Origin of the sequence: Chlorobium sp. KB01 (genome assembly GCF_001975465.1) — a bacterium.
Lineage (GTDB): Bacteria > Bacteroidota > Chlorobiia > Chlorobiales > Chlorobiaceae > Chlorobium.
Window position 1 is genome coordinate 19,252 of record NZ_MPJE01000063.1, and the last position, 25,776, is coordinate 45,027.

General features: G+C 48.4%; 25 protein-coding genes and 1 tRNA gene. 7 read left to right on the forward strand and 19 right to left on the reverse strand.

Features of this window, described 5'->3' with window-relative positions:
- The gene (locus BOO20_RS06250) at window positions 1–651 is read left to right on the forward strand and encodes an SRPBCC family protein (RefSeq protein ID WP_233120911.1); all 651 of its coding nucleotides are present in this window, start codon (window positions 1–3) and stop codon (window positions 649–651) included.
- A gap of 6 nt (window positions 652–657) precedes the next feature.
- Here the strand turns inward: BOO20_RS06250 and BOO20_RS06255 are convergent, their stop codons facing one another.
- The 6 genes from BOO20_RS06255 to groES all read right to left on the reverse strand — a co-directional run bounded on the left by BOO20_RS06255 (window position 658) and on the right by groES (window position 6,625).
- Window positions 658–1,683, reverse strand: coding sequence for a glycosyltransferase family 2 protein (locus tag BOO20_RS06255; protein WP_076791425.1), 1,026 nt, complete (start codon window positions 1,681–1,683; stop codon window positions 658–660).
- A 412-nt stretch (window positions 1,684–2,095) separates the two neighbouring features.
- The gene (gene trpA / locus BOO20_RS06260; RefSeq protein WP_076791427.1) at window positions 2,096–2,899 is read right to left on the reverse strand and encodes a tryptophan synthase subunit alpha; all 804 of its coding nucleotides are present in this window, start codon (window positions 2,897–2,899) and stop codon (window positions 2,096–2,098) included.
- A 14-nt stretch (window positions 2,900–2,913) separates the two neighbouring features.
- Window positions 2,914–3,606, reverse strand: coding sequence for a CPBP family intramembrane glutamic endopeptidase (locus BOO20_RS06265; protein WP_076791428.1), 693 nt, complete (start codon window positions 3,604–3,606; stop codon window positions 2,914–2,916).
- Between the two features lie 227 nt (window positions 3,607–3,833).
- The gene (gene queC, locus BOO20_RS06270; protein ID WP_076791430.1) at window positions 3,834–4,514 is read right to left on the reverse strand and encodes a 7-cyano-7-deazaguanine synthase QueC; all 681 of its coding nucleotides are present in this window, start codon (window positions 4,512–4,514) and stop codon (window positions 3,834–3,836) included.
- Between the two features lie 140 nt (window positions 4,515–4,654).
- The gene (gene groL, locus BOO20_RS06275) at window positions 4,655–6,298 is read right to left on the reverse strand and encodes a chaperonin GroEL (RefSeq protein WP_076791431.1); all 1,644 of its coding nucleotides are present in this window, start codon (window positions 6,296–6,298) and stop codon (window positions 4,655–4,657) included.
- 42 nt (window positions 6,299–6,340) lie between these two features.
- The gene (gene groES, locus BOO20_RS06280; protein ID WP_076791433.1) at window positions 6,341–6,625 is read right to left on the reverse strand and encodes a co-chaperone GroES; all 285 of its coding nucleotides are present in this window, start codon (window positions 6,623–6,625) and stop codon (window positions 6,341–6,343) included.
- Between the two features lie 188 nt (window positions 6,626–6,813).
- Here groES and BOO20_RS06285 point away from each other — a divergent pair, with 188 nt between their 5' ends.
- Entirely contained in the window at window positions 6,814–7,113 is a 300-nt protein-coding gene (locus tag BOO20_RS06285) for a hypothetical protein (protein ID WP_076791434.1), read from the forward strand.
- Window positions 7,114–7,127: 14 nt separating this feature from the next.
- On the opposite strand, the gene uvrA is transcribed toward BOO20_RS06285, so the two are convergent.
- The gene (uvrA, locus tag BOO20_RS06290; RefSeq protein ID WP_076791436.1) at window positions 7,128–9,974 is read right to left on the reverse strand and encodes an excinuclease ABC subunit UvrA; all 2,847 of its coding nucleotides are present in this window, start codon (window positions 9,972–9,974) and stop codon (window positions 7,128–7,130) included.
- 123 nt (window positions 9,975–10,097) lie between these two features.
- The gene (locus BOO20_RS06295) at window positions 10,098–10,511 is read right to left on the reverse strand and encodes an Rrf2 family transcriptional regulator (protein ID WP_076791467.1); all 414 of its coding nucleotides are present in this window, start codon (window positions 10,509–10,511) and stop codon (window positions 10,098–10,100) included.
- A 135-nt stretch (window positions 10,512–10,646) separates the two neighbouring features.
- Between BOO20_RS06295 and BOO20_RS06300 the strand changes: the two genes are divergently transcribed.
- Complete coding sequence (locus BOO20_RS06300) at window positions 10,647–11,519, forward strand: alpha/beta fold hydrolase (protein WP_076791437.1); 873 nt, start codon at window positions 10,647–10,649, stop codon at window positions 11,517–11,519.
- Between the two features lie 78 nt (window positions 11,520–11,597).
- Here the strand turns inward: BOO20_RS06300 and BOO20_RS06305 are convergent, their stop codons facing one another.
- Window positions 11,598–14,162 (reverse strand): putative LPS assembly protein LptD, encoded by a 2,565-nt coding sequence (locus BOO20_RS06305; protein WP_076791439.1) that lies wholly within the window; start codon window positions 14,160–14,162, stop codon window positions 11,598–11,600.
- Window positions 14,163–14,356: 194 nt separating this feature from the next.
- On the opposite strand from BOO20_RS06305, the gene trpB reads away from it, so the two are divergent.
- Both trpB and BOO20_RS06315 read left to right on the forward strand, forming a co-directional pair.
- Window positions 14,357–15,556 carry a tryptophan synthase subunit beta gene (trpB, locus tag BOO20_RS06310; protein ID WP_076791440.1) on the forward strand — a complete coding sequence of 400 codons (1,200 nt, stop codon included), beginning with the start codon at window positions 14,357–14,359 and terminating at the stop codon, window positions 15,554–15,556.
- A gap of 133 nt (window positions 15,557–15,689) precedes the next feature.
- A tRNA-Gly gene (locus BOO20_RS06315) sits at window positions 15,690–15,762 on the forward strand.
- Between the two features lie 149 nt (window positions 15,763–15,911).
- Here BOO20_RS06315 and BOO20_RS06320 read toward each other — a convergent pair.
- From BOO20_RS06320 to BOO20_RS06360, 8 genes are all read right to left on the reverse strand, one after another.
- Window positions 15,912–17,936: a carboxy terminal-processing peptidase gene (locus BOO20_RS06320; protein ID WP_076791468.1), complete on the reverse strand. Its 2,025-nt coding sequence runs from the start codon at window positions 17,934–17,936 to the stop codon at window positions 15,912–15,914.
- Between the two features lie 442 nt (window positions 17,937–18,378).
- Window positions 18,379–18,684 (reverse strand): H-NS family nucleoid-associated regulatory protein, encoded by a 306-nt coding sequence (locus tag BOO20_RS06325; RefSeq protein WP_076791442.1) that lies wholly within the window; start codon window positions 18,682–18,684, stop codon window positions 18,379–18,381.
- 523 nt (window positions 18,685–19,207) lie between these two features.
- Window positions 19,208–19,681 (reverse strand): hypothetical protein, encoded by a 474-nt coding sequence (locus BOO20_RS06335; protein ID WP_076791445.1) that lies wholly within the window; start codon window positions 19,679–19,681, stop codon window positions 19,208–19,210.
- Between the two features lie 727 nt (window positions 19,682–20,408).
- Complete coding sequence (locus BOO20_RS06340; RefSeq protein ID WP_076791448.1) at window positions 20,409–20,801, reverse strand: ankyrin repeat domain-containing protein; 393 nt, start codon at window positions 20,799–20,801, stop codon at window positions 20,409–20,411.
- A 376-nt stretch (window positions 20,802–21,177) separates the two neighbouring features.
- Window positions 21,178–21,873 (reverse strand): SOS response-associated peptidase, encoded by a 696-nt coding sequence (locus tag BOO20_RS06345; RefSeq protein WP_076791450.1) that lies wholly within the window; start codon window positions 21,871–21,873, stop codon window positions 21,178–21,180.
- A gap of 55 nt (window positions 21,874–21,928) precedes the next feature.
- Window positions 21,929–22,324 (reverse strand): type II toxin-antitoxin system death-on-curing family toxin, encoded by a 396-nt coding sequence (locus BOO20_RS06350; protein ID WP_076791451.1) that lies wholly within the window; start codon window positions 22,322–22,324, stop codon window positions 21,929–21,931.
- Window positions 22,321–22,542: a transcriptional regulator gene (locus BOO20_RS06355; protein WP_076791453.1), complete on the reverse strand. Its 222-nt coding sequence runs from the start codon at window positions 22,540–22,542 to the stop codon at window positions 22,321–22,323. The genes BOO20_RS06350 and BOO20_RS06355 overlap by 4 nt, the downstream gene beginning before the upstream one ends.
- 132 nt (window positions 22,543–22,674) lie before the next feature.
- Entirely contained in the window at window positions 22,675–23,373 is a 699-nt protein-coding gene (locus BOO20_RS06360; protein ID WP_076791454.1) for a carbonic anhydrase, read from the reverse strand.
- A 256-nt stretch (window positions 23,374–23,629) separates the two neighbouring features.
- Here BOO20_RS06360 and BOO20_RS06365 point away from each other — a divergent pair, with 256 nt between their 5' ends.
- Both BOO20_RS06365 and BOO20_RS06370 read left to right on the forward strand, forming a co-directional pair.
- Window positions 23,630–23,899 carry a CopG family ribbon-helix-helix protein gene (locus BOO20_RS06365; protein ID WP_076791456.1) on the forward strand — a complete coding sequence of 90 codons (270 nt, stop codon included), beginning with the start codon at window positions 23,630–23,632 and terminating at the stop codon, window positions 23,897–23,899.
- Window positions 23,887–24,177, forward strand: coding sequence for a type II toxin-antitoxin system RelE/ParE family toxin (locus tag BOO20_RS06370; protein WP_076791457.1), 291 nt, complete (start codon window positions 23,887–23,889; stop codon window positions 24,175–24,177). Before BOO20_RS06365 ends, BOO20_RS06370 begins: the two co-directional genes overlap by 13 nt.
- Window positions 24,178–24,211: 34 nt before the next feature.
- Here BOO20_RS06370 and BOO20_RS12620 read toward each other — a convergent pair whose 3' ends face one another.
- Both BOO20_RS12620 and BOO20_RS06380 read right to left on the reverse strand, forming a co-directional pair.
- Window positions 24,212–24,754 (reverse strand): energy transducer TonB, encoded by a 543-nt coding sequence (locus BOO20_RS12620; protein WP_083694578.1) that lies wholly within the window; start codon window positions 24,752–24,754, stop codon window positions 24,212–24,214.
- Window positions 24,755–25,324: 570 nt separating this feature from the next.
- Complete coding sequence (locus tag BOO20_RS06380) at window positions 25,325–25,663, reverse strand: DUF5615 family PIN-like protein (protein ID WP_233120912.1); 339 nt, start codon at window positions 25,661–25,663, stop codon at window positions 25,325–25,327.
- Between the last annotated feature and the right edge of the window lie 113 nt (window positions 25,664–25,776).

The window sequence follows — 25,776 nt, forward strand, 5'->3', positions numbered from 1 at the left end:
GTGACAAAAACCCTTTCAGCAAAACGATGGATCACGATGCTGCTGTTAATGGCGCTGCACGCGATTCCCTTTTCGACGGCGACAGCCATGCCCGTCACTCCTGTTACATCCGACACGCTCTCCATCGCCAGGACAATGCTGCTCAACGGGGAGATTATCGTTGCTCTGTCACACCTTGAAAACGGGGTGACAGGAGTCAGGGGTGATGTCTATATTGCAGCCCCCCCTGAAATCGTCTGGGCAGTTATTACAGACTACGACAATCACAAAAATTTTGTCCCGAATGTGCTTGACAGCGGAATCATTTCAGACAATGGCAATGAGAAGGTGATGTTTGAGAAGGGCAAATCCGGAATGTTCATTTTCAATAAAACGGTTACTGTCAACATGAGAGTGTGGGGAGAGAAGCCAAGGCGGCTGAATTTTGAGCAGATCACCGGTGATTTCAAAGTCTATCGGGGAGAGTGGCTGCTAATGGTCTCTCCTCCCGACAAGGGGACATTTCTGACATACAAGGCTGAAGTAAAACCGGATTTTTTCGCCCCAGGCTTTGCGGTAAGAAATGTTCAGAAAAAAGAGTGTCCGTTAATGCTTTCTGCCATGAAAAAACGGGCTGAATCATCATTGACTCTGGCAAAAAAGACCCCTTGAACTGCTTCAGTAACGAAATAACAAGGTCAGCGGAGAGTCGCGAAAAATAACGCTGTCCCGGATCCGCCTCATCTTCTGGACTGCCCGGCGCTTCTTTATGATAGGGGGAATCTGCCGGATATTTTCACTGATGGCACGCCAAACAGCACCTGATTTTTTCAGACTGCCCGGAAACTGTGTCAGATAGAAAAGCGCGGCTGCAAATTCAAGCAAAAAACGAATCGGCAACACCCAGAGCAGCCTTGCACCGCCAAGATTCTTCATCAGCATGGAAATGTTGTTGCGATGGTTGAAACGGATTTTATCCGCCGAACCGCCCGGCAGCGATGCCCCCCCTTCATGCAGCACAATTGATGAGGGTACCGAGCGGATCGAGTAGCCCGCAAGTTTCATGCGCCAGGAGAGATCAATCTCCTCCATCTGCATAAAAAAATCCCCGTCAAATCCACCAAGCCCTTCTGCCAGCGATCTGTTGACAAACATGGCAACTCCGGAAGCCCAGAAAATCTCCCTGCCATTATCATACTGGCCCTGATCCATCTCAATTGCCGAGAAGGTACGCCCAAGTGCCCATGGATAACCAAGGCGGTCTATCATGCCTCCTGCGGCTCCGGCATAATCAAAAACTTGTTTACCTTTTTCGAAAGCCTTCAGGGAAAGAATTTTCGGCTGGAGCGCACCGGTACGCTCATCCTCAAGAGCCGCAGAAACAAGCCGATCAAGCCAGAGCGGGTCATGGCGGGTATCATCATTCATAAAAACCACATAGTCGGCATCAGAGTGTTTCAGCCCTTCATTGCACCCCCCCGCATACCCCCTGTTCTCCTCCAGACGCACAAGACGTGCATTGCGGTACCGCTTCACCATAAAGACAAGGCCAGCCTGTTTCCCTCCGTTATCCACAACAATAATCCCCATCTCAGGATAGAGGGTCTCAGCAAGCGAATCAAGACAGCGCTCAAGCATGTCTCGCCGTTTGAAATGGGGAATGATGATATCAACCGACGGGAGATGTGGAGCAGATGAGGTCATGAAGGGATTTTGAATGTTGGATTCCGGATTGGAAGAGAAAAATGTTAACCACGAAACAGACGAAAAAGCATGAAAAGAAAAATCATAAAGAATCAGATCCCTCTCTTCGATCGGGATGATAAAGAGAACTATTCGAAAGGAGAAATAACACTGCGACAGGTCATTTCGAATCCCGAGGAACTCGGGTGAGAAATCTCGGCAAAGATAGTACCAGAAGATCCCTCTCTGAAGTTCGGGATGCCACCGTTTTTTTAAAAAAAACTGAACGGACGGCAACGACAACAACGACAAAGAGGAATACCTTTCGTGCAATGCCGTGTAATTCGTGGACACAAAAAAGGGCGGGCGCAACACGCCCCTACATTCGTGCCAATTCGTGTAATTCGTGGCCCAAAAATCTCCTCATCACTCATCACTTCAGTGAAATCCAGAACTCCCGGGCCAGACGGGCACTCTCTGCCGGGGTTGAGGCCGGAGCGATATGCTGCAGGAGTGCGGTTCCAACAACTGCTCCGTCAGCCAGACTCCACATGTGCTCCACCCTTGCCCTGTCGCGGATGCCGAATCCGACGACAAACTTTTTCCGCGCATGGAGCCGCACCCGTTTCAGGTAGTCATCCACCGCAGCTTCAGTTGACGCATCGGAAAGCTTGGCTGTGCCGGTTGTAGCATTAACCGCAAGGCAGTAGGAAAAATCGGTTGAGAGCGAATCGATCAGCTCAATCCTCTCCGGCGGCGTAACCGGTGAAACAAGAAAAACCACCGTCAAACCGGCTTCTTTTGCTTTTTGAAGAAAAAGGGTGGCCTCCTCCGGCAGAAAATCAGGGATAAGCAACCCGTCTACTCCCGCCAGAGCGGCATCCTGCAAAAAACGATCTATCCCGTATGCGATGATGGGGTTGCAATAACCCATCAGCAGAATCGGGGCTATAATCCTCCGGCACCCCTCTCCCTGGCGGGCATGACGCACCAGTTCAAGCAGACCTTTGATACTTACTCCGTTTTTGATGGCTGTATGAGCCGCCTCCTGAATCACCGGACCATCACCAATCGGATCGGAAAAGGGCATGCCAAGTTCAATAATATCAGCTCCGCTCTCTTCAAGCGCTTCAAGCACCGGAAGTGTTGAGCCGGAAACCGGAAACTCGGGCATATAGTAAGCAATCAGCAGCTTTTCATCCTGCTGCAAACGGGTGGTAATTCTGTTTTGAGCCATAAAGCCTCAGCCGGTCAATGCAACAGTTGTGGAATAACAAAAATATCAAGCATCATGGAGAGCATGGTGATCATATGCACCAGAACGCTGCCCCAGACATTTCGGGTTTTCAGAACAAGATATCCTCCAAAAATGCCTATCGGAAAAGCCATCATAGCCATCAACGCACGCTCCTTCATGCCGACGGGTGCCACAGCAAAGTGGTTGACAACATAGAACATGGCAGTTAAAAATACTGTCAGATGTTTGTTGAACCCCTTCTCAATCATGGCAGAAAACATAATACCGCGCCACAAAAACTCTTCAGCTAACACCAGCACCGGAAAGAGAAAAAGCAGTGATTTGTTTACAAGGATGTTCTGCATCTCCATCATCGGTGGTCCACCGTTTTTGTAATACAGAACCGTGTTTATCACATCCATTGCAAACAGCACAAAACCGACAACGCCACCCCAAAGAAGCGACTTGCGCAGATCTCCGCCGGCAAGAAACATCTCCTGCCATTCCCCGTTACTTTTTCCACGCCAGACAACAAGACCGATTGAGCCAAGTACATAGAGAAAGAGAGCCGGCCACTCCTGCAGTTGGGTAAAATGTCCGACAAGACCGAGAATCCAGATCATCGCCATGAGAGCGAATGACTGGTTAAACCTCGCATTGAGCGACTCCAACCCGGACGACGAAGAAAACGCTTTGACAGAACTCATGGTTGAACTGGTTTATGGGTGATAATTACTGAATTTATCGCAGAAACGGGATCCCTCACAATCAATACCAAAGCCACATCTTCAAGTCACCGCTATAAATTGTCGTGAGCGGTTTGAGTACGAGACGGACGGAGCACAGAAACCGGAATGTACACATAGTACTTGAGGATTTCGAGCACCGCCCAACGAAGTAATCAAATCGCGTAACAAATTAATAGCGGTGACGCCTAAATATACCGAGGCCTCTCTTCATATTCAATCGGATCGCGGACACCGACCAGTTCGAACGCCCTGAGCCGTCGGGCACAACTGTCGCACACGCCGCATGCCTTCCCTTCGCTTTTGTAACATGACCAACTGTATGCAAACGGAACATCAAGCTCCATCCCTTTCTGCACGATATCGGACTTCTGCATTTCGATAAGGGGAGTCAGAATCTCGATATGCGTTTCGGGTTTGGTACCAAGTGCAATAGCTTTGTTGAATGCATCATAAAACACTTTGCGGCAGTCGGGATAACCGGATGAGTCCTCTTCAACTGCCCCGATAAAAATACGGTTAGCGCCGATCACCTCTGACCAGCTCACGGCCATGGAGAGGAAATTGGCATTACGGAAAGGCACATAACTGGTGGGGATTTCCGATCCCTGAAGATCGGCTCCGCTAACCGGCATGGAGAGATCGGTCAGTGATGAACCACCGATCCTTGCAAGAAAATCGGCATCAACTTCAAGACGTCGATCAATATTGTAGTGATCACAAATGGCCCTGAACGAAGCAAGCTCCTTGTGCCAGGTACGCTGCCCGTAGTTGACATGCATGGCTGCAAGTTCAAACCCCTGTTCATGGGCCATCGCCGTAGTGACAAGGCTGTCCATACCTCCGCTTAACAATACAACGGCTCTCATGGCTGAAAAAAAATAGGGTTTAGCAAAATTTTCTGAAAGGTATAAAATTCTTTTGGATTGAGATGATACACACCATAAAAAAAGCCACCCCGATATTGCTTCGGGATGGCTTTGTAAAGAAAAGAGATGGAGAGCGGAGATTAATACATGCCGCCCATTCCGCCCATTCCGCCCGGAGGCATTGCCGGCATGTCAGGCTTGTCTTCCTTGATGTCGGTAATTGCAGCTTCGGTTGTCAGAAGGATACCGGCAACTGATGCAGCGTTCTCAAGAGCGCTTCTGGTTACCTTGGTAGGATCGACAACACCGGCCTCAACCAGGTTTTCGTAGGTTTCGGTTCTTGCGTTGAAACCATAATCGCCTGTTCCGGCCTTGACCTTCTCAAGCACAACAGCACCGTCCGAGGTACCGGTGTTTGCGACGATCTGGCGAAGCGGCTCTTCGAGCGCGCGGCGGATGATCTCAATACCTGTTTTCTGATCTTCATTGTCTGCAACCGCTCTGTCAAGACCCTTGATCGCACGGATCAGGGCAACACCGCCGCCGACAACAATACCTTCCTGAACAGCAGCGCGGGTAGCATGCAGCGCATCTTCCACACGGGCTTTCTTCTCTTTCAGCTCAACTTCGGTTGATGCACCGATATTGAGAACAGCAACGCCGCCTGAAAGTTTTGCAAGGCGTTCCTGCAACTTTTCGGTATCGTAATCAGAGGTTGATTTTTCAATCTGGCCTTTGATCTCGTTGATGCGGGCCTTGATCTCTTCGGCAGTACCTTTACCCTCAACGATGGTCGTGTTGTCCTTGTCGATGGTAACACGGGCAGCCTGGCCGAGGTAGGAGATGGTTGCGTTTTCAAGCTTGTAGCCCTTCTCTTCGGAGATAACCGTACCGCCGGTAAGAATGGCGATATCTTCAAGCATTGCCTTGCGACGGTCACCGAAGCCTGGAGCCTTGACAGCGCAAACTCTCAGGGTGCCTCTCAGCTTGTTGACAACAATCGTTGCAAGCGCTTCACCTTCGATATCTTCAGAAATAATCAGAAGAGGACGTCCGGACTGTGCTGATTTTTCAAGAATAGGAAGCAGCTCCTTCATGTTGCTGATCTTCTTGTCGTAGATAAGAATCAGCGGATCTTCCAGTTCAGCATCCATGGTCTCGGGATTGGTCACAAAGTAGGGCGAAAGGTAGCCGCGATCAAACTGCATACCCTCAACAACCTTGAGCTCGGTGTCCATGCCCTTGGCCTCTTCAACCGTGATTACACCGTCTTTGCCAACCTTGTCCATCGCCTCGGCAATCAGTTCACCGATTTCAGGATCGTTGTTGGCGGAGATGGTACCGACCTGTGCAATCTCCTTTTTACCGGAGATGTTGCGACTGATGTTTCTCAGCTCCTGCACAACCTCTTTAACAGCGCGATCAATACCTCTTTTGAGGTCAATCGGACGTGCACCTGCGGTAACGTTCTTCAGGCCTTCGCGATAGATCGCCTGGGCAAGAACGGTAGCGGTGGTGGTACCGTCACCGGCAACATCACTGGTTTTCGAAGCAACTTCGCGAACCATCTGGGCACCCATGTTCTCGATGGAATCGGAAAGCTCGATCTCTTTGGCAACAGTAACGCCATCCTTGGTTGAGGTCGGGGCACCGAATTTTTTGTCAATCAATACATTACGTCCGGCAGGTCCGAGGGTAACTTTCACGGCATTTGCCAGTTTGTCGACACCAACCTTGAGCTTTGCTCTGGCTTCGGTATCAAAGAGAATATCTTTAGCAGTCATTGTAAAGCGTTCCTCCAGTAAGGTTTAAAAAGTTAGAAACAGTTAAAGAATAGCAAAGATGTCAGACTCACGCATGATGAGGTAGTCCTCACCCTCAACGTTGACTTCAGTGCCGGAATATTTACCATAGAGCACTTTCTGACCTGCTTTCACCTGCATTTCAAGCAACTGGCCGCTATCAGCAACCTTGCCTGCGCCCACGGCAACAACTTCACCATACTGCGGCTTCTCTTTCCCGGTATCAGGAATGTAGAGGCCACCTTTGGTTTTTTCCTCTGCCGGTGCAGGTTTAACAATAACTCGATCAGCTAAGGGTTTCAAGTTCATTGTCTTATCTCGTTTGTGTTTTAGATTATGAGTACGATACTATTGGTTAGAATAGAGCGCTTTTAATCTTTTAGCACTCACAGCGTGAGAGTGCTAAAAGAACAACTAATGATAACAAAAAAAAATTTCACTCCAAATATTTTCTTTATACTGAATGGTCTGTATTTCACCCTTTACCAGCGACAATTATGGACGAAAAATCACAATCCGCATTGAGTGCCGCACATTACTGCACAATCGGCAAGGTGGCTATTGAAAAGCTGGAGAGTATCCGCTCGAAAATGGTTGACAATACCGACACTGAAGAGGACCGGCTGCTCGTACGGATGCTGGATGAGATCACGGCTCTGGCCAAAAACCGTATCTCGGTTGCAGCCAATGAGAGCGATTTCAGCAAGGGATGCGATGTATGGGTGGAGCGCACCGGAGCGCACTATCCGCATATACGCCTCCACGGCGGAGCACTTGAGGATGATCCGCTCAAATGATTCAGATTCTTCCCTTACGCTTCTGAAGAACGGCGGAGATACCTTCCGGTCAAAGAGTGATCCATCACTGCGATCGCTTCGGGAGTTCCTTCAGCCACAAGAGAGCCGCCCTTTTCACCCGCACCCGGACCAAGATCGATAATCCAGTCTGCCTGCATGATGATGTCGGGGTTGTGTTCAATAATAACAAGGGTGTTATTCTGCTCAAGAAGTTTTTCAAAACAGAGTATCAGCTTGTTGATATCCTCAAAGTGCAATCCGGTTGTTGGCTCGTCAAAAACAAAAAGCGTGTGCGCTGCATCGGCATGGGCAATGAAGCTTGCCAGCTTCAGCCGCTGTGCTTCTCCGCCGGAAAGAGTGCTTGAAGACTGGCCAAGGCGGATGTAGCCGAGTCCAACCTCTTCAAGAACCATAAGCTTTCTTGCAACTGCCTTCTCCTCTTTGAAAAAAGTGATCGCCTCCTCAACCGTCAAGTCAAGCACGGCAGCAATCGAAAGACCCCGGTACTCAACTTCAAGAGTCTCTGGTTTGTAGCGCAAACCTCCGCAATCTTCACATACCGCCTCAATATCGGCAAGAAACTGCATCTCAATGTGAACACTTCCCTCTCCGGCACAGGTTTCACAACGCCCTCCCGGAATGTTGAATGAAAAATAACCGGCCTTCCATCCCCTTGCCCTGGCCTCTCTGGTCCGGGAGAAGAGGGTGCGGATATCGTCAAATATCTTCAGGTAGGTAACCGGATTGCTTCGGCTTGACTTGCCGATTGGCGACTGGTCAACATGCTCGACCCGGTCAACCATCCATGTGCCGGAAATAGAACGGTGAGTTCCAACCTGCTCCTTCAGCCCGACCTTCTCCTTCATGATCCCCTTGTTGAGAATATCATTGACAAGGGTGGACTTGCCTGAACCGCTCACACCGGTAACACAGGTCAACACATTGAGCGGAAAACGCACATCAATGTTTTTCAGATTATTCTGCATGGCACCGGTAATCTCAATGCAAGCGGTAAAATCAGGTTTTCTGCGAACCTTCGGCACCGGTATGCATTTTTTGCCGTTGAGATAGTCGGCAGTAAGGGAGGTTCCCGACCGCTTCATCTCATCAACCGTACCGTAAAAAACCACCTCGCCGCCAAGACGTCCGGCATAGGGGCCAAGGTCGATCACTTCATCAGCGGCTTCGATAATTTCACGGTCATGCTCAACAACCACCACGGTATTACCAAGATCACGCAGGCGCCGTAAAAGCGTAATAAGTCGCGCGGAGTCACACTGGTGAAGGCCGATGCTCGGTTCATCAAGGATATAGATCGCTCCGACAAGCGGAGATCCGAGTGAGGTGGAGAGATTGATTCGCTGAAACTCGCCGCCGCTCAGGGTATGCGTGAGGCGGTCCAGCGTAAGGTAGTTCAGACCCACATCGAGCAGATAGCCGAGCCGCTTGATAATCTCCTCCAGAACCGCTTCAGCAACCTTGCGGTCAAAGGGAGAGATCTCCAGATTGCGAAAAAACTCTGATGCCTCAGCAATATTCATACGTGTAACCTCACCGATATGGCGTCCTGAAACCCTGACAAGACGAGCATCCGGGTTGAGACGGCTCCCTTCGCAATCCGGACAGAGAGCATAACCACGGTAACGGCTTAAAAAGACCCTGAAGTGCATCTTGTAACCCGACTCCTTCTCTATCTCTGCAAAAAAAGGCCGGATTCCCTTGAAGCGTTCATCACCAAGCCCTTTCCAGATTATATCCTTGTGTGCGCGGGAAAGCTTTTCATAGGGTTCATCAAGGGGGATGCCGAACGAAGGGGCAACCGAAAGAAGCTGACGAAGGTGCCAGCGATACTTTTCAGAGTTCCAGCAGGCTATAGCACCCTCCTTCAGGGAGAGCGACTTGTCAGGCACGACAATACTCTCGTCTATTCCGGCAATACGGCCGAAACCCTGACATGTCGTACATGCTCCGATCGGAGAGTTGAAGGCAAAAAGCTGGGGCGATGGTTCCTGGTACTCAATCCCGTTCAACTCAAGACGGTCACTGAAGAGATAGGTTTTTCCGCCGACCACCTTCAATGCCGCATATCCTCCCGATTCATTGAAACAGCTCTCAGCAGCCTGTGAGACCCGACTGAAAACCTTCTCGTCATTCTTTGCCACAAACCGGTCAACCAGCACGACTACGTTTGCGCGTTCAGCTTTAGGCATATCAAGCAGCCGCTTGCACTCCTGTTCATGATTAAGATCAAGAATTTCCTCACCGGCAACCACCCTGAAAAAACCCTTTTTCAGAAGATTGGCAATCTCATCCTGCACAGAGCAGAGATGGTGACCTGCATCCTGATGAGCGGGAAAAAGAAAACCGACATAAAACTTTGTGCCCTCCTCAAAAAAACCGGCCTGCAGACTCACATCATCCGGAGTGTGCTTCAGCACCAGTTCACTCGTATCACGCGAATAGATCTTGCCGATTCTTGCATAGAGCAGACGGAGATAGTCATAAATTTCCGAAACCGTTCCAACTGTAGAACGCGGATTTTTCGGTATCGGCTTCTGCTCTATGGCAATAGCAGGAGCAATACCTTCCACACTTTCAATATCAGGCCTTGGCATGCGCTCAAGAAACTGCCGGACATAGGCTGAAAGTGACTCCACGTAACGACGGTGACCCTCGGCATAGAGCGTATCAAAGGCCAGACTTGATTTTCCCGATCCGCTGACTCCTGTCAGAACAACAAACCGGTTACGGGGAATGCAGACAGAAATATTGGCGAGGTTATGGGTATTGATCCCTTTAAGGACAATATCCGGCAGACTCGTTTCAGCAACGGCTGAATTGCTGAACCTTTGAGTTGTCATGTTCAAATTAATCTTCTCTGTTTATGTTCGGGCCGGAAAGCCATCGAAAAAGAACCATTGCGGATACGGGGTTAATAACGGCAGAATGAGGCTCGTAAAAAAGCTTATTCAATCCGGTCAAGGTCAAAATGCGTTCTTTCGCAGGAGCGATTCGACAGTGGTCGAAGCCATAAGATCCTGAATTTTATTCTGCAGACTGATCATATAGTCACGGTGATGACAGGATGAACTGATTTCACAACTGGACAGCTTCTTGCCGCACCGCATCAGATGAGGCGCACCCTCAATGGCAATGGCAATATCGGCAACCGTGATCTCGCCGGGTTTGCGACCAAGCGAATACCCTCCCTTGACTCCCTGGACAGAATGTGCAATACCGGCCCGCTTCAGGCTTTGCATGGCCTTTGAAAGAAACTCCTGGGAAACGCCGATATCATCGGCCATCTCCTTGACGGTAACAACACGATCCAAACCTTTTGTCGCCAGATAGGTAACGGCGTGAAGTCCATATTCAAACTTTCTCGAAACCTGAAGCATCTCTGAGTAAATACCGTTAAACTGGATAAAATTAAACCTGATGTATATAGTAATCAATATCTTTTATATTGCCTCACAACCGCTATATTGCTTTATAAGTTTTAGACACTGTCCGGGTTTCCTCGAATTTTCATCATGAGCAGAACTGTGAAGGACCAACATTTTCTCTGGCAATTTGCCCCTGATGAGGAGGCTAAAATCCGTTACCAGGAGTACGGCAGGGATAACCCTGAAAAGAGACCAATACTCTTTCTTCACGGCTATGGCGGCATGCTTGAGCACTGGAACCTCAATATTCCCGAATTCGTCCATGACCGCAAACTCTATGCGATGGATCTGATCGGGTTCGGCAAGTCACAAAAACCCAATGTACGCTACTCGCTTGAGCTCTTTGCCACTCAGATTGAGGCATTTCTCTATCTAAAAAAACTTGATGAAATCATTATTGTCGGCCACTCGATGGGCGCCGCAAGCGGCATCTATTTTGCGCACCACAAACCCGAGAAAGTAGCCGCGCTCATTCTTGCCAATCCATCCGGGCTCTTCGGAGATACCATGGAGGGAATGACCAGTGTTTTTTTCGGACTTGTCGGCTCCCCTTTGATTGGTGATGTGCTCTTTTCAGCTTTTGCAAATCCTTTGGGTGTAAGCCAGAGCCTTATGCCTACCTACTATAACCAGAAAAAGGTTGATGTAACCCTGATCAACCAGTTCGCTCTTCCACTTCAGGACAGAGGAGCCCAATGGTCCTATCTCTCTCCATCAAGACGGCCCAATGATTTCCGGCTCGACGAGATTCAGAAACCCTGCAACTACAAAGGGCCTGCTTATCTGGTCTGGGGTGCCGAAGATACCGCGCTCCCTCCCCATAAAATCATCCCTGAATTTCAGCAGCTTCTGCCTCAAGCAGGCGCTTTTATCATCCCGAAAGCCGCACACTGCATCCATCACGATGCTCATGAAGCGTTCAATGATCGCCTGAAGCTGATTCTCGATTCTATCGATTAATCTTCGACAAGCTCCCGTGGAGTGACCATGTAGGTATCAATCCCTACTGGAGCCCATCTATGTATTGTGGAGCCAGATCTAATACTTTAGCCGAAGATCCTTTATTTGAGGAGTTTTAAGGCCAATCTGAAGCGCAAAACCCTGAAAATTGCCACTCGGCACCCACCTGAAACCAATCTGCCAGCAATGCAGGTCGCGATAGATCTGCAGCATGGGAAAGATCACTTCCCTGTTCCGGAAATCATAACCGGAATGAATTGCAACCTGCAAACTCCTTGAAAGCGCAACTTTTGACGAAGTCGTGACCATTGCCGTTGTTGATGGTTCAAGAGGATTACTCCTGTCAGACTGGAGATAGAGCGAGAGCCGAAGCTGCCATGGCAGCCCATAATCAACTTCACTCAACTCCCCGTTATTAAATCGCTCACGCCATAGCGGCTGTGCGGCACTAATCGGATTAAAGGCATCAGCCGCAGGAACCGGCAGGGTGTCACCAGACCGCCGCTTCCCCTTGAGTGTAAAGCCCATATTCAAAAATCCCCGAGCAAAGCGTACAAGGCCTTTACCCTCATCGCTGTTGAAGCGGTTTACCCGTTCACCGGTCAGCACATCATAGCTGTAAAAATCATACATGGCGCCCGCACTCAACAAAAAACCGGGCAAAAGGGCATTACTGTTGGCTGTAACGGTCAACGGTGCAAGCTGCAGCGTTCGGGCAGCAAAGTTGTATGCCGTGGAGAGATTCAGCGAAAGCAGTTGCACTGTATGCTCTCCATAAACCGGATCATCCTCCGCTGATTCGGAAGATCCTCTGAATTTTCCATGGAACAGATTTTTCAGGCTGATGCCTACCGTACTCTCTCCTTCAGGAAGGCCGCTGTACCAGTTATCTTCAAATCTGTTATAGACATTGCCATAGCCCCAGTCGTAGAGGTGATGATAGTAATCATACCCACTGCCGCTGAACGCGGGGTTCCATCTATAGGTCAGAACAGGAATAACGGTATGGCGGATTGCCTTGAGCCCGAGCGAATTCTCAAGAAATCCGGTCTGAAGGATGCCATAGAGCCGTGTCGAACCATCAACGGAAAAAACTGTGGTTGAAAAATCCCGGTCGCTGGAGGCACTGTTAAAATAACGGGTGAGGGCCAAACCCGGATTGAGATTGAAATAACGAAACAGTGTGGATTTCATCCGCAGCGGAAAGACAAGACGCTTTACACTGTAACCATCTTCACCAATTCCCGGGACCGGCTTATTGCCAAACAGACCCGCCCCCTGGGAAAATATCGCCCGATACCCATCGGCAAACTCCCTGTAGTAACCAATCTCCACATCGGCACTCGCCGTATAACCGGAAGAAGATACTCCTCTCTGCGAAGTAGTACTCCCCGAAAGTGCAGCATCAGTAGTTATAAAAACATCCTCACTGAAAGGATAAAACCGGTTCCGGAAATATGAGGCACCAAAAGTGTCTGTAGCATTGTAGGTTGTCAGTTCCTTGATCCGATCGTAAAACAGAGATGCAATACTGCTTTCATTATTAAACGTTTTCGCAAGAGAACCTCGGGCATTTGCCTGCCCTGTCAAAACAGTTTCCGCATCAAGAGAATTCAGATCGTAGGTACGATCCCCGCCCTGAAAAGCAAGATTGAGATCAAGACGCATTGATGGATCAAAAAGCTGACGATGTACAACATTCAGATTCCAGTCACGATGGACACTCTTGTCTGAACTGAAAATATTACGTTTATAATCGCCGGACATACCGCCGGAATAATCATTCTGTTTCGCGTAGCGGATCCTGCTTCCAAGTCGCCAGCTTCCGTTCAGAGCCGCGTCGCCTTCCAGTCTGACATCCACATTGTCATTGACCGCCCAGAAATATCCGAGATCCGACAAAAAATAGCCCCGACTGCTCTCACTTCTGAGTCCCGGTGTCAAAAAACCGGACGAACGCCCCTGCTCCAGGGAAAATGACATGTAAGGAAGTGCGAGAACCGGAATATCAGGAAGATGCCGGGAAAAAAGTTCCGGACTGAAATACATGACAAGCGGTCGAGCAGTAACCCTTTTTCCGGGTATAATGGAGATGTTTGATGAAGCAAACCAGTAGTGCGGTCTCTCTTCATCGCAGGTGGTGAACCTGCCGTCACTGATTTTCAGTTCACCGCTTTCAAGTCGTGTAACCTGCTCTCCCTGAAAAATCAGCTTGCCGGAATAAGAGGAAACATTGGAGGTCTCCCCCCTTCCTGTCCTGAAGTTATAGCTTATGGTTTCAGCATTGAAACCACCCTGATTATCGGTAAAAACAGCCGGCGCTGTCAGGTTGTGCAGGGAATCTGCCACCCCGGAAGCCTTGATGAGTGCGGTATTGAGATCAATCACAATATCCGGAGCCTTGATACTCATGCTCTCATGGTTGATCGCGGCTTTCCCCCGAAGCTCCATGGTTCGATTGTCGATATTATAGATAACAGAATCTCTTGCACTGTAGACAATTGTGCTGTCAATGCCGGTTGGTTCCTTTTTTGAAAGCAAACTCTCTTCACCATGAAGGTGACAGGAAATCAACAAGGAAACAAACCCTGCGACTACTATCGGGATGATCTTCAGGGAGATGTTTCGATTGATGATCGTCAAAAGTGTAGTTCTCCGCTTCAGTATTGGGAAGCTCTGTTTATTTGTTCTCCTGCTGCCACCCTATTGTGATGGCCTGTGATAAAAGTTTAAATATATTCTTTTTATTTGTGTATGGTGAGCGTTTTTCCTGACCGGCTTATCATAAGAACCACAGTAAACAGCCTGTTAACAATTATTTAACCTTCACTCGTCCCATGGTGTCGACTCTCTATTCCGCACCCGATCCTGCCGGTCATTTCGGCATTTTCGGCGGCAAGTTTATTCCTGAAACGCTTGTAAAAAATGCTGCTGATCTTGAAGCGGAGTATCTCAAGGCAAAAAAAGACCCCCTGTTTCAATCTGAACTCGATCTCCTCCTGCGCGATTATGTAGGGCGACCGACTCCACTCTATCATGCCGGACGGCTCAGCCTTAACCTGAAAGGGGCGCAGATCTACCTGAAGCGGGAGGATCTTTGCCATACCGGTGCCCATAAAATCAACAACGCACTGGGTCAGGTGCTGCTCGCACGCCGTATGGGCAAGAAAAGGGTAATCGCCGAAACCGGCGCCGGTCAGCACGGAGTAGCTACGGCAACGGTCTGTGCCCTTTTTGACATCAATTGTGTGATCTATATGGGTGAAGAGGATATCAGACGACAGGCGCCAAATGTTGCAAGAATGAAGTTGCTCGGAGCAGAGGTCAGAGCGGTCGGCAGTGGATCAAGAACACTCAAGGATGCCACAAGCGAAGCTATCCGTGACTGGATGAATAATCCCGAAGAGACCTTCTACATTATCGGCTCCGTGGTCGGCATGCATCCCTATCCGATGATCGTTCGCGATTTTCAGGCCGTAATCGGTCATGAAACCCGTTCCCAGATACTCGGTCAGACAGGAAAACTGCCCGATGTCATAGCAGCATGTATTGGTGGAGGCAGTAATGCCGTTGGCATGTTTTATGAGTTTCTGAAAGATGCATCATCCATCGAACTTGTCGGCGTGGAGGCGGCCGGAGAGGGGTTGCAGATGCGACATGCCGCTTCGCTCACTCTCGGCAAAACCGGAGTGCTTCACGGTGCCATGACCAAGCTGTTGCAGAATGAGGACGGCCAGGTTGAGGAGGCTCACTCCATCTCGGCCGGCCTTGACTATCCGGGAGTAGGCCCGGAACACTGCTACCTTCAGGAACTCGGTCTGGTAAGCTACACCTCAGCTACCGACAAAGAGGCGGTTGCCGCGCTGAAAACCCTTGCAGAAACTGAAGGTATCATCTGTGCCCTGGAATCGGCACATGCCATCCACTACGCGATAACGAGAGCGCCGAAAATGAGAGAGGAGAACATTATCGTAGTCAATCTCTCCGGCAGGGGTGACAAGGATATGGAAACGATCATCCGGGAGCTCTCGCTGTAGGGAAACGCTCTGAATTTATAACGCGATGTGATTGCGTCGTTGGGGAGGATCTTAGTGCAAAAGCATCTTTCTCAAGAAAATGCATGAAGGAGTTGCACGAAAAAAAAATATCCTTATATTTATGGCTCATTAAGCGGGAATAGCTCAGTTGGTAGAGCACAACCTTGCCAAGGTTGGGGTCGCGAGTTCGAGTCTCGTTTCCCGCTCGGCAAATCAAAAAAGCCTCTGTCAAAAGAGGCTTTTTCTGTTTTCAGATCTCTCTATTGTGTTCGGTATGAGAATGTTGTGTTCCTGATAACAATGCAAGAAGGGCAAACACACAGGTTTGCCCCTACAACAATTCAAACCACAAAAATCATTTCCCGTCGCGGAGCTTCACCATATCAGAAACCACTCCGGCAGACTCAATAAGCAGCAGATCGTTATCTGATTCTTTTGAAGAGTCGAGTACCCACTGTTTCTCGATCTTTTTTATGTTCTCCATGGCCGATTTAAACGCCGTTTCCTGCAGGGATGCACCTTTTCTTTTCCGGATCTGGTCGATGGTTTTCAGGTCCCGAAGATAGGTCTGGTAAAGAGGGTTCGCTTTTGAGCGCTCAAGCTCTTTCTGACGAAGCACTCCGATCTCCGCCTGCGAAAGTGCTGTAACAGGCTGGTAATTGGCCGGAGAAATGGTGCTGAATGGCAGACTGCTTGTATAGGTATCCTCTCCAACTGTTGCCGTGTCGATCATCGATGGCATAACAAGATCCGGCTCGACCCCCTTGTGCTGGGTACTGCCTCCCGAAATCCGGTAAAACTTTGCAATCGTCAGCTTTACCTCGCCAAGATCAACCGGAGTGTCGGATAACGTAATCGGTCTTGAAATCCTGATGATGCTTTGAACGGTTCCCTTGCCGAATGTTCTCTCGCCAATGACCACGCCGCGACCGTAATCCTGGATTGCTGCAGCAACAATTTCGGAAGCCGAAGCGCTGTACCGGTTGACCAGCACGGCAAGCGGTCCGCTGAACTGTGCGCGAATATCCGCATCATTGAGCACCGTCGTTGCACCACGGGCGTTGCTGATCTGTACGACCGGGCCACCAGGAATAAACAGACCGGTAACCTTTACCGCCTCTTCGAGTGAACCTCCCCCATTGTTTCGGAGGTCTATCACAATGCCATCTACACTCTCGGCTTGCAGCTCCTGCAAAATTTTCAATACATCAGTGCTGGTGCTGTTATAATTGCCCGTATTGCGCTGCTGACCTTCAAAGTCGAGATAGAATGAGGGAAGCGTAATAACCCCTATTTTCTTCCCGTTCTGGAGGATAATGCGTTTTTTGGCCGCCTGCTCCTTAAGATCCACCTTGTCACGAACAAGCCTGACAATGATGGCCGGCCCACTGCCTCTCTGGCTTACGGGAAGAATTTTCAGACGTACAATTGTACCTTTTTTCCCACGAATCAATTTAACCACCTCATTGATTCGCCATGCTGTGACATCAACAATCTCGGACGCTTTTCCCTGCCCTACACCAATAATCTTGTCCCCCTTTTTAAGCTGATTGCTTCTGAAGGCCGGCCCGCCAGGAATAACCTCATTGATAACCGTATACTCACCCTCGGTCTGCAGCTTGGCGCCAATACCCTCAAGGGAGCGACTCATGTCAATCTGGAAATTGGCATACTCATCGGGCGAAAAATAGGAGGTATGGGGATCAAACGAGGTCGTCACCGCATACATATAGGCCTGGAAGGCATCTTCCGGTTTCAGGCGATTGAGAAGGTTCAACCGGCTTGAAAAACTCTTTGCAAGCGCTCCCCGAACAGATTTTTTCGTTTCACCGGAATATTTAAGATTGAGCCACTGATATTTCAGCTCTTTTCTCCACAAGTCAAGCAGCTCACGCCGGTCAGCCGCCCAGAGGTCATGCTTGCGGTCAATATCGATGCTGTCCGGCAGGGTGAACCTGAAATTTACCGTATCAACCGTCGCACGCATAAACTCTACCTTCTCCTTCGCCCGTTTCAAAAAAAAGTTATAGATCTCAAACCCGGCGGTGGGCATTCCGGCAAGAAAGTCATCATCAATACGGCTACCATACCGCTTTTTGAGGTTTTCAACATCGCTCGCAAGAAAATAGCTTCGGCTGCCGTCAAGATTATCGATATAGCGGTTGAATATCTGCAGGGAGAGGGAGTCATTGACCGAAACCTTTCGATAATGGTTCTGCAAAAGATATTGGGTGATATAAATACCCGCCTCACTCTGGGCCGGAGTCGGCATGAGGGCAGGCACCTCTTTGACCGGAGCTGTTTTTGCTGCAAGGGCAGTAACAAGAGGGAAAAATAACCCTATGGCAACAAGAAGAAGTATCAGATTTTTTCTGAGCATTGTCATCTCATAATCTTTCGTTTGAACAACCTGTTCCGGCAATTCATAATTTGTAAAGTCAAATATAACAATCAGCAATACCTTTTTTTCATCAATACGAAAGGGTAGCGATCATCATCTCTGACAGATAAACTCCTCATCAGGAAAAGCGATAAAAAAAGCGCCGGGTATCAGCGGGGGGACGGCATTAGAGCTGAGTCGCTCTGAAGCGTGAAGAACAGCACACGATTTCTTGTCAGGTCAATCAGGTGGACTACCGCTCACCACGGCTAACGATGATGCCATACATCAACATTATCCGTGGATACACGACAGCATAATGAACTGCTTATAATTACCGATATCGAGAACGGTGAAGGAGGAGCAGATCCCTTCATGAAGACAACAAAGCTTCTTCGGAGAACGACCGGTAGCTGCTTGTTCCCGATAGCGTAACTTCGATCTATTCCGGAATACGATAAATCTCAATACTCTCACCGGCTGCTTCAACTGCCTTGACCCACTGGGGTTTCGGGCCTCTGCCTACCCAGTATTCATGCTCGTTCTTCCGGTACTTTATGGGCGATGGGGTCTTTGCTGCAGACTTCACTGCTTTCCCCTTCCTTCCAAGCTCATCCAGAGAAATATTATAGGTAACAAGCTTCGCACGGATATCATCTATGACTGATTTACGCTCAGCATTGATAATTTCGTTACGCTCTTTCTCAAGCTGGGCAATTTTTGCATTGAGTTCTGCAACTTTTGACATATCCACTCCTTATTGATTTATTGTAAATATCCTTAATTTCAAATACAGGCTAATATAAATACTGAAACAGCAATCAAAAAATCAAACAGCATTTATTTCATATTTACAGGTATTATCGATGCAACTCCACTGATGAGATCAACAATGGAAGAATATTGATCGTTCAAACAAGAATAAAATATTCTGAAGGCTTCTCTCTCTATTGAAAACTCCATTATTTCATCACACAAATAGAGATCTTCCATCAATTCCGGATCAAACGAGTTCTGACATAAGGAAAATCCGGAGAGAAAACCCCGCAAATATTCTCTCTATTTTTCGCGCCGCAGCTGACCATGTGGAAAACATCTTTTTGTCTGAACTATTGCGCGGGCAGCCATCCGTGCTCTGAGCGTCAGCAAGCATCTCAATCAAAACGTTGTGATGCGCGGTCATGGCTTTTAGTATCTATGCTTTGCAGCGGCAGGCTTGAGGAAGCCATACCATGTTTTCCGGCAGTACCGGATGAAAAGGGGAATAAATCTTAAACGGCAAAAACGAACTTTGAGAGGTAGCTCTTGATTGATTGATGTGTTCCAAGTTTGAGCTTTTTATGCATCCGGTAGCGGATACTCTCCATCCCCCTGATCGATACACCGAGAGAACGGGCAATATCGCCAGGATCGTAGTTCATCTTTAACAGCAGACAGACTTTCAATTCACGTTCGTTGAGCGCAGGATGCATTTTCTGAAGTCTGATGATAAAATGCGTATCCGATTCAGTCAGAGACATCTTCAGCATCTTCTCGAACTTTTCTACCTCCATGAGATTGAGACAGATATCGGTTATCATCTGCCTGGACTCTCCATCAATCCCGAGCAGACTCAGCTGATCAAGAAAATTTCGGAGTACAGCACCTTGCCCGTCAAATAGTGATCCCAGTCTGCTCAGCTCCCTCTCCCTGGATGCTATTTCAACCTTAAGCGCCTCTATCGCCCTCTCGGATGGATTACTCATCACTACACCGCTCTGACATGCTTATCCGTAACCATTGTTATTCCTCCCATTGATAATGGCTTTATAACCAGTTAAAAGAACTATGTAAGGATTTTCCCTGCACTCTGCTTTTTTAATGTACGTACAAGACACTTCGCACGCAAGTTACAAAGGAATATTCCGGACATATCCCCCGGTATCCCGTGCAAAGTGAGAGCGACACATCATAAAAGTATTTTAATGCTGCAATTCCTTGTCGAATAACCTGTTTCATCAAAAACAGCAGGGGAAAAAAGAGCCCTGCAGCATATCGAAAAAAATAAAATGCCAGTTCATTATAACCTGAAGTGCTCATATTGCACAGGTAAGGTAAATAGGCATGTCGATCAATATCGGATCTCATTATTCCGGTAGCAACAAATATACGATACCCCGATCACACGATTTTATTTTCAGAACATATACCTCCCCTATACGATATTTCAAAAAAATAGCTGATCTCTATATTTTTTCACCTGTAACAATCCGTTAATTAATGGCACTCAATGCAGGAGGAGATTGACAACAAATCGGATTAATCCGGAAAGGCTTTTAGGCGACAATTCGGGAAGCCTCTTTTCCGCCCATACCTGAAAACCCCGACAGATCGACGGGGCTTTTGCAACTCTTTACCTGGGTTCTTGATCTGACCGAAACTGCGCTTCTGGCGGTATGTGCTGATGGCCCGCCTTGATTTCGGATCAACGTATTAACAGCCACCAAGCTTGCGCAACAGTTCCGCAACGTTGGTGTGACGGTTTGCCTCCGCCAGCTTCAACGGCGTCGCTCTGTTTTGATCTACCGCGTTGACCTCTGCCGCATGATCAAGCAGCAGTTCCACCACATCCTGATACCCATGCAACGCAGCAATGTGCAGCGGCGTCCTGCCGGTTCTTGTTGTCACATTCACCTTTGCCCCTTTACGAAGCAGCAGTTTCGCGATTTCGGTATGACCATTATCCACCGCACAGAGCAAAGGTGTCAAATCTACAATTTCACACTTTGCATTGACATCGGGCCCCCGGGCAAGCAGCGCCCTGACCCTTGGCAGATTATCGTAACAAGTTGCATCGAAAAGTTCTCGATTAAGAGTGGTTTTCACCGTACATGCCCCTTTTGCTCATTACCTGAAGATTGAAATCAGAACATCGTATCCTGGAATCAGCATTACAACGAGAGCAAGACAGAGAACCCGGGGTGTGATTGACCAGTACTGTATCCTGAAAAGAGAACTGTGACAACACTATCTCTATTTGAAACAGGGTTTTACAACTTTAGATAAAGCCCGATTTATCCTGTTTTTTCTTGTTACTGCTGACTCATCGGTCATCAGAATATAGTTATTGAGAAAAAAGTTAAAATATATTTTTTCAACTTTTTTATCGCACATATACTTCATACACAAAAAGGATCACCGGGCGCATATACAGCACCGGTAAAAAGGCATGAGGAACCCCGGCCCTCCCTCCAGGATATCGTCAATCGGGATTTATCGCGTCAAGATGAGTTATACAATCACGGCGAATGTATTGCGGATTGTTTACCCTTGTTGAAACCGGATAGATATCGAGAGTGCCTTCACCGGAGGGCTCCAGCAGTTTTTCAGCGCCCGGTTTTCCTGCCTGAAGCCACTGCCGCCAATTTTCCGGTTCAAGAATCACCGGCATCCGGTCATGAACGGGCGCCATTTGATGATTGGCTCTGGTGGTAATGATGGTGCAGCTTCGAACCGGCGCTTCAGCAGCATCAACCGGCTGCCAGCTCTCCCAAAGCCCGGCAAAAGCCATCGGCCTGCCATCCACGCGGTGAATGTAGTATGGCTGTTTTTTTGCGCCTCCGCTCCGTTGCCACTCGTAGAAACCGCTTGCAGGAATGAGGCAGTGGCGGCGGTTGAGCATGTGACGGAAGTAAGGTTTCACCGAAAGGCTCTCTGCGCGGGCATTGATCGGACGCACTTTCGGCATTTCACGAGCCCAGTGAGGAATCAACCCCCAGTGCGCTTCGGCAAGGGTGTAACGACCACTCTCCGCAAGCAGGGTGACAATCCTTGATTCAGGAGCAATGTTATAGCCCGGATGAAAAACAAACCCCTCCTCCTCCTCAAAAGGAAGCTCAAGCTGGCGAAGCTGCTCAATAAAGTACTTCAGCTCAAAAAAACCGAATCGTCCGCACATGGATAGAGATGATTGAGGGATAGAGCAGCAGAGGAACGATTATGCTGTTCACTGCTTATTCCTGTGCTGCCCGAATAACTGAGTTGTTTTTAAGCCAGTCAGAAAAAGAGGGTTCATCCATTTCACCTGCCGCCAGATCAAAAACCGCTTTAAAAGTTTCGACCTCTCCTGACCTCAGTTCCCATCCGTTAATAGTCAGAAATACATAGGCAACAAGAAACCCTGTGCGTTTATTGCCGTCAACAAAAGGGTGGTTACGAATGATGCCATAAGCATAGGCGGCTGCCAAATCAAAAACGGAGGGATCACCGTAATCAGCCTTGTGTTTCGGGCGAGCAAGGGCTGAAGACAAAAGCCCGGCATCTCGAATACCGGGGCTTCCTCCATGCACAGCAATTTGTTCGTCATGTATGGCAATGATTACCCCATCCAGAAGCCAGCGCCAGCTCATTTGGCCAGCTCATGAAGAGCGTTCCGGTATTCGGACATGCCGCGACGGGCCGCCTCCATTTGTTCTGCAAATTCCGGATCGTAGGGGGTTACGGTATACCCTGCTGGCGTTTCCGTTAAAAAAACAATGTCCCCTTGCTTTACCTTAAGGCGATCAGCCGCAGCCCTGGGCAGGATAAGGCCTGTTGAATTACCAATCTTTGTTACCGTAGCACGCATACCACTGCCTCCGCATTTTTGTTATACCATATGTTATAACAAAATAAATCCATTGTCAAATGAATTTATCAGCCACTTACCATGCTATCCGGCTTTGCAGTTACAATCAAACGTTGACAAAAAAAAACAGCTTCAGGGAGTCACGCTGACCGTACCGTCATCAAGGTCATAGTAAGCCTTGACAACCCTGATCTCACCCTTTTGAAGCGCTTCGGCTATAATCGGCGATTTGGTGGACAACTGACCGGCGACGATCTCCACGTTTTTATGAATGCAGCGGTCAACCAGTTCAGCTTTGGTTGCTTTAGCGCCTTCAGCCATCACCGCCGTGACAGCAGGATCAATGGATGCAACAAGTGAGCCGATATTGCCTTCAACCTTGCTGCCGGAGAACCGGGCCTCATAGGTTGCCGTGACCGCTCCGCAGCGCTCATGGCCAAGCACCATAACGAGTTTTGCTCCGAGATGCTCAACAGCATACTCAACCGAACCGAGCTCATGGGCTCCGACAATGTTGCCGGCAACCCGAACCACAAACAGCTCTCCAAGCCCCTTGTCAAAGAGAATTTCAGGAGAGAGGCGGGAATCCGAACAGGCGATGATAACGGCAAAGGGGTGCTGAGCGGTGGCGAGCGACTTGCGATAACTGACTGAAGCATGGTGATTGAGGTTACTGACCGCTCCCTTTCTGGCAAACTGCCGGTTGCCGTCAAGCAGGAGGGTCAGTGCCTTTTGCGGGGCAATCCCCTCTGCTTCAGCGTGCCCGGCATGAGCCGTTTCTGCAGAGAGCAGAGAGAGAAGAGTAAAACAGATCGCAACCAGTTTTCGCATTGTACCGATTTATTATCTGATTAATTGCAATGGGAAATCCGCCACTCCGGAAACCTGATCCATTCCATAATATACGCAGGGAGATTCCATATTTCCCGGTGGTGTGCATTGATGAATGAATGCGCTCTCTACCCGCGCAGAATTGCGGATTGCGTAATGCCGGTTTATGCTTCGTTTCCGATCACAACTTGCACGCTAAAGAGTGGTTGTCAAAAGTCATAATAAGTATTACCTTGAAACAAAAGGAGAGAAGATCATGACTCAGACGAAAAGCGTCAAGTTAGACGATACTACGCATAAACGCCTTGCAGATTTGGCTCGTGTACGCGACAGATCACCGCACTGGCTCATGTGCAAGGCAATCGAAAAATTCCTGGACAGCGAAGAAAATTATGAGCGGGAAAAACGCGAGGATTTGGAACGATGGGAACGGTATCAATTAACCGGTGAAGCTATCCCCCATGAGAAAGCTGCTGCATGGATTGAAAATCTGGCAAAAGGAGAGGTGACCTCTTGCCCCAAATAAAGTGGCTTCCGGAGGCTTTAGCCGATATTGAGCGGCTTCATGCGTTCCTGTACGAAAAAAATCCCGGTGCGGCAGCTCGGGCAGCACAAGCCATTCTTGACGGAGCGGGTTTGCTCAAATCAATACCGGACATTGGTCACCCGAAGAACGATGACACGGGAAGGCGCGAATTGGTGGTATCTTTTGGTGCCGGAGCTTTTGTTCTTCGCTACATGCGGGAGAGGAACGATACGGCTGTTATTATTCGCGTCTGGCACAGCAAGGAAAACCGGGCTTAGAGCCGGTTACCGGTCAATATGGGCACGTCCCCCTCTAATCAAATTGAAATTTTATCGGAACAGTCAACCATACCTTTATGGGACGGCCATTCAGAATAGCTGGAGAGTATGCAGATTCCATTACGGACTTGATAGCAACCTCATCAAATACATAACAGTCAGGCGGAATACGCTTCATAACTTTTACCTTTTCTGGTCGACCATCTTTTCCAATCAGAACATTTACAAACAACTTGCCAGTAATTCCTTCAATTCTTGCAATCTCGGGATAGACGGGTTTTTTCTGATCAAGAAAACCAGGCATTTTGTCAGTTGGAACAAATATCGGAACTTCATCATCGGTGGATGAACGAGATCCTTCTGAACCTAAACCCTTTCGTTCAAAAGATTTATTTCCGATAAAACTTGGATTGCAATCTAATGAACACCCATTAGCATGGGAATAGTGTGAGTTATACTGTTCTGCATTTACTGTTGCAAAAAGCAACACAGAACATAAGACCGGCATCAGTATTTTTTGTGCATTGCAAACGAGGGAGAATACCTGTCTATGGAGAATGAAGGCGTATGTTGGCATCTTGATAGATGGATTGTGTTAACTGCTGAAAAATTGAATAATTCACCATTATCACATCGAATTTCAAGAAAAACACTTGTAATATGGAAGTAAAGGCAGAAACCTTGATGTGATATAAAAGAGTTTTTTTGGATGCAAAGCTTTACATCAGGAGAGCACCAGAGCAGTGAGGTAAGATCAAGAATATCCGAACTACTGTCATGACTTGGCCCGTCAATTGAGGCTGTCTGTTTCTCAACCTGAAGCGAAAAATCCGGCTCCAGTCAATTGAACAGCATGGCATCAACCGCAATTTCAACAATATCACTCTTCCCGAACTTCCTGTGCATACCGCGCTCCGGATAGTTAGTAACTGATTTAACTATAAAATATAAGGGTTGTCCGTCGCTATGGGAGGGTTAACACCGGCAGAATTTGCCGCTCAGTTTGCGGAGATTTTTCAAGAGCAGGTATGACAGTGAACGAGGCCAACTCCACCTAAAGAAACTTGCACAAAGAAAACAAAAGCTGAAAAATAACGGGAGAGTGTGGTGGCCATAATTGCCTGTCAACGTATTGGCGAATAGCTTGTCAGGTGGTTTCCCATGGATTCACCAGCATCAGATCGTCAATTTCCACAAAATCTTTTGTGTTGCGGGTAACAAGGATGAGCTTGTTCGTTACGGCAATAGCTGCTATCTGGGCATCCTCTGTGCTTACCGGTTTTCCGTTACGCAACCGCTTTGACAACAGTTCTGCATATTCAACCGCAGAGTGGTTGTCAAAAGGCAGGCATCGTTGAGAGAAATCTGCGGAAAACATTTTCTCTGCGGCGTCTGTCAATTGTTTTCGACGGGTGCCTTCAGGAAGTAACGCGATACCGGGAAATATTTCCGGCTCATCACTCTTCAAGTAGGGATTACTGAACAAATCGAAGTTGCTGTCAAACTGCCATTGAGTACGTAACCGCAGTCGGCATTAATGCCATTTCACCTTTTTGCTGATACTGTCGAACCAGACGGTCACGTAACCTTATACTTGTC

Excerpts from the sequence above, each read along its gene's own strand:
- BOO20_RS06255 (WP_076791425.1), bottom strand. The coding sequence starts at position 1,683 with ATGACCTCATCTGCTCCACATCTCCCGTCGGTTGATATCATCATTCCC.
- trpA (WP_076791427.1), bottom strand. The coding sequence starts at position 2,899 with ATGGCTCAAAACAGAATTACCACCCGTTTGCAGCAGGATGAAAAGCTG.
- BOO20_RS06265 (WP_076791428.1), bottom strand. The coding sequence starts at position 3,606 with ATGAGTTCTGTCAAAGCGTTTTCTTCGTCGTCCGGGTTGGAGTCGCTC.
- queC (WP_076791430.1), bottom strand. The coding sequence starts at position 4,514 with ATGAGAGCCGTTGTATTGTTAAGCGGAGGTATGGACAGCCTTGTCACT.
- groL (WP_076791431.1), bottom strand. The coding sequence starts at position 6,298 with ATGACTGCTAAAGATATTCTCTTTGATACCGAAGCCAGAGCAAAGCTC.
- groES (WP_076791433.1), bottom strand. The coding sequence starts at position 6,625 with ATGAACTTGAAACCCTTAGCTGATCGAGTTATTGTTAAACCTGCACCG.
- BOO20_RS06285 (WP_076791434.1), top strand. The coding sequence starts at position 6,814 with ATGGACGAAAAATCACAATCCGCATTGAGTGCCGCACATTACTGCACA.
- uvrA (WP_076791436.1), bottom strand. The coding sequence starts at position 9,974 with ATGACAACTCAAAGGTTCAGCAATTCAGCCGTTGCTGAAACGAGTCTG.
- BOO20_RS06295 (WP_076791467.1), bottom strand. The coding sequence starts at position 10,511 with ATGCTTCAGGTTTCGAGAAAGTTTGAATATGGACTTCACGCCGTTACC.
- BOO20_RS06300 (WP_076791437.1), top strand. The coding sequence starts at position 10,647 with ATGAGCAGAACTGTGAAGGACCAACATTTTCTCTGGCAATTTGCCCCT.
- trpB (WP_076791440.1), top strand. The coding sequence starts at position 14,357 with ATGGTGTCGACTCTCTATTCCGCACCCGATCCTGCCGGTCATTTCGGC.
- BOO20_RS06320 (WP_076791468.1), bottom strand. The coding sequence starts at position 17,936 with ATGCTCAGAAAAAATCTGATACTTCTTCTTGTTGCCATAGGGTTATTT.
- BOO20_RS06325 (WP_076791442.1), bottom strand. The coding sequence starts at position 18,684 with ATGTCAAAAGTTGCAGAACTCAATGCAAAAATTGCCCAGCTTGAGAAA.
- BOO20_RS06335 (WP_076791445.1), bottom strand. The coding sequence starts at position 19,681 with ATGAGTAATCCATCCGAGAGGGCGATAGAGGCGCTTAAGGTTGAAATA.
- BOO20_RS06345 (WP_076791450.1), bottom strand. The coding sequence starts at position 21,873 with ATGTGCGGACGATTCGGTTTTTTTGAGCTGAAGTACTTTATTGAGCAG.
- BOO20_RS06350 (WP_076791451.1), bottom strand. The coding sequence starts at position 22,324 with ATGAGCTGGCGCTGGCTTCTGGATGGGGTAATCATTGCCATACATGAC.
- BOO20_RS06355 (WP_076791453.1), bottom strand. The coding sequence starts at position 22,542 with ATGCGTGCTACGGTAACAAAGATTGGTAATTCAACAGGCCTTATCCTG.
- BOO20_RS06360 (WP_076791454.1), bottom strand. The coding sequence starts at position 23,373 with ATGCGAAAACTGGTTGCGATCTGTTTTACTCTTCTCTCTCTGCTCTCT.
- BOO20_RS06365 (WP_076791456.1), top strand. The coding sequence starts at position 23,630 with ATGACTCAGACGAAAAGCGTCAAGTTAGACGATACTACGCATAAACGC.
- BOO20_RS12620 (WP_083694578.1), bottom strand. The coding sequence starts at position 24,754 with ATGCCAACATACGCCTTCATTCTCCATAGACAGGTATTCTCCCTCGTT.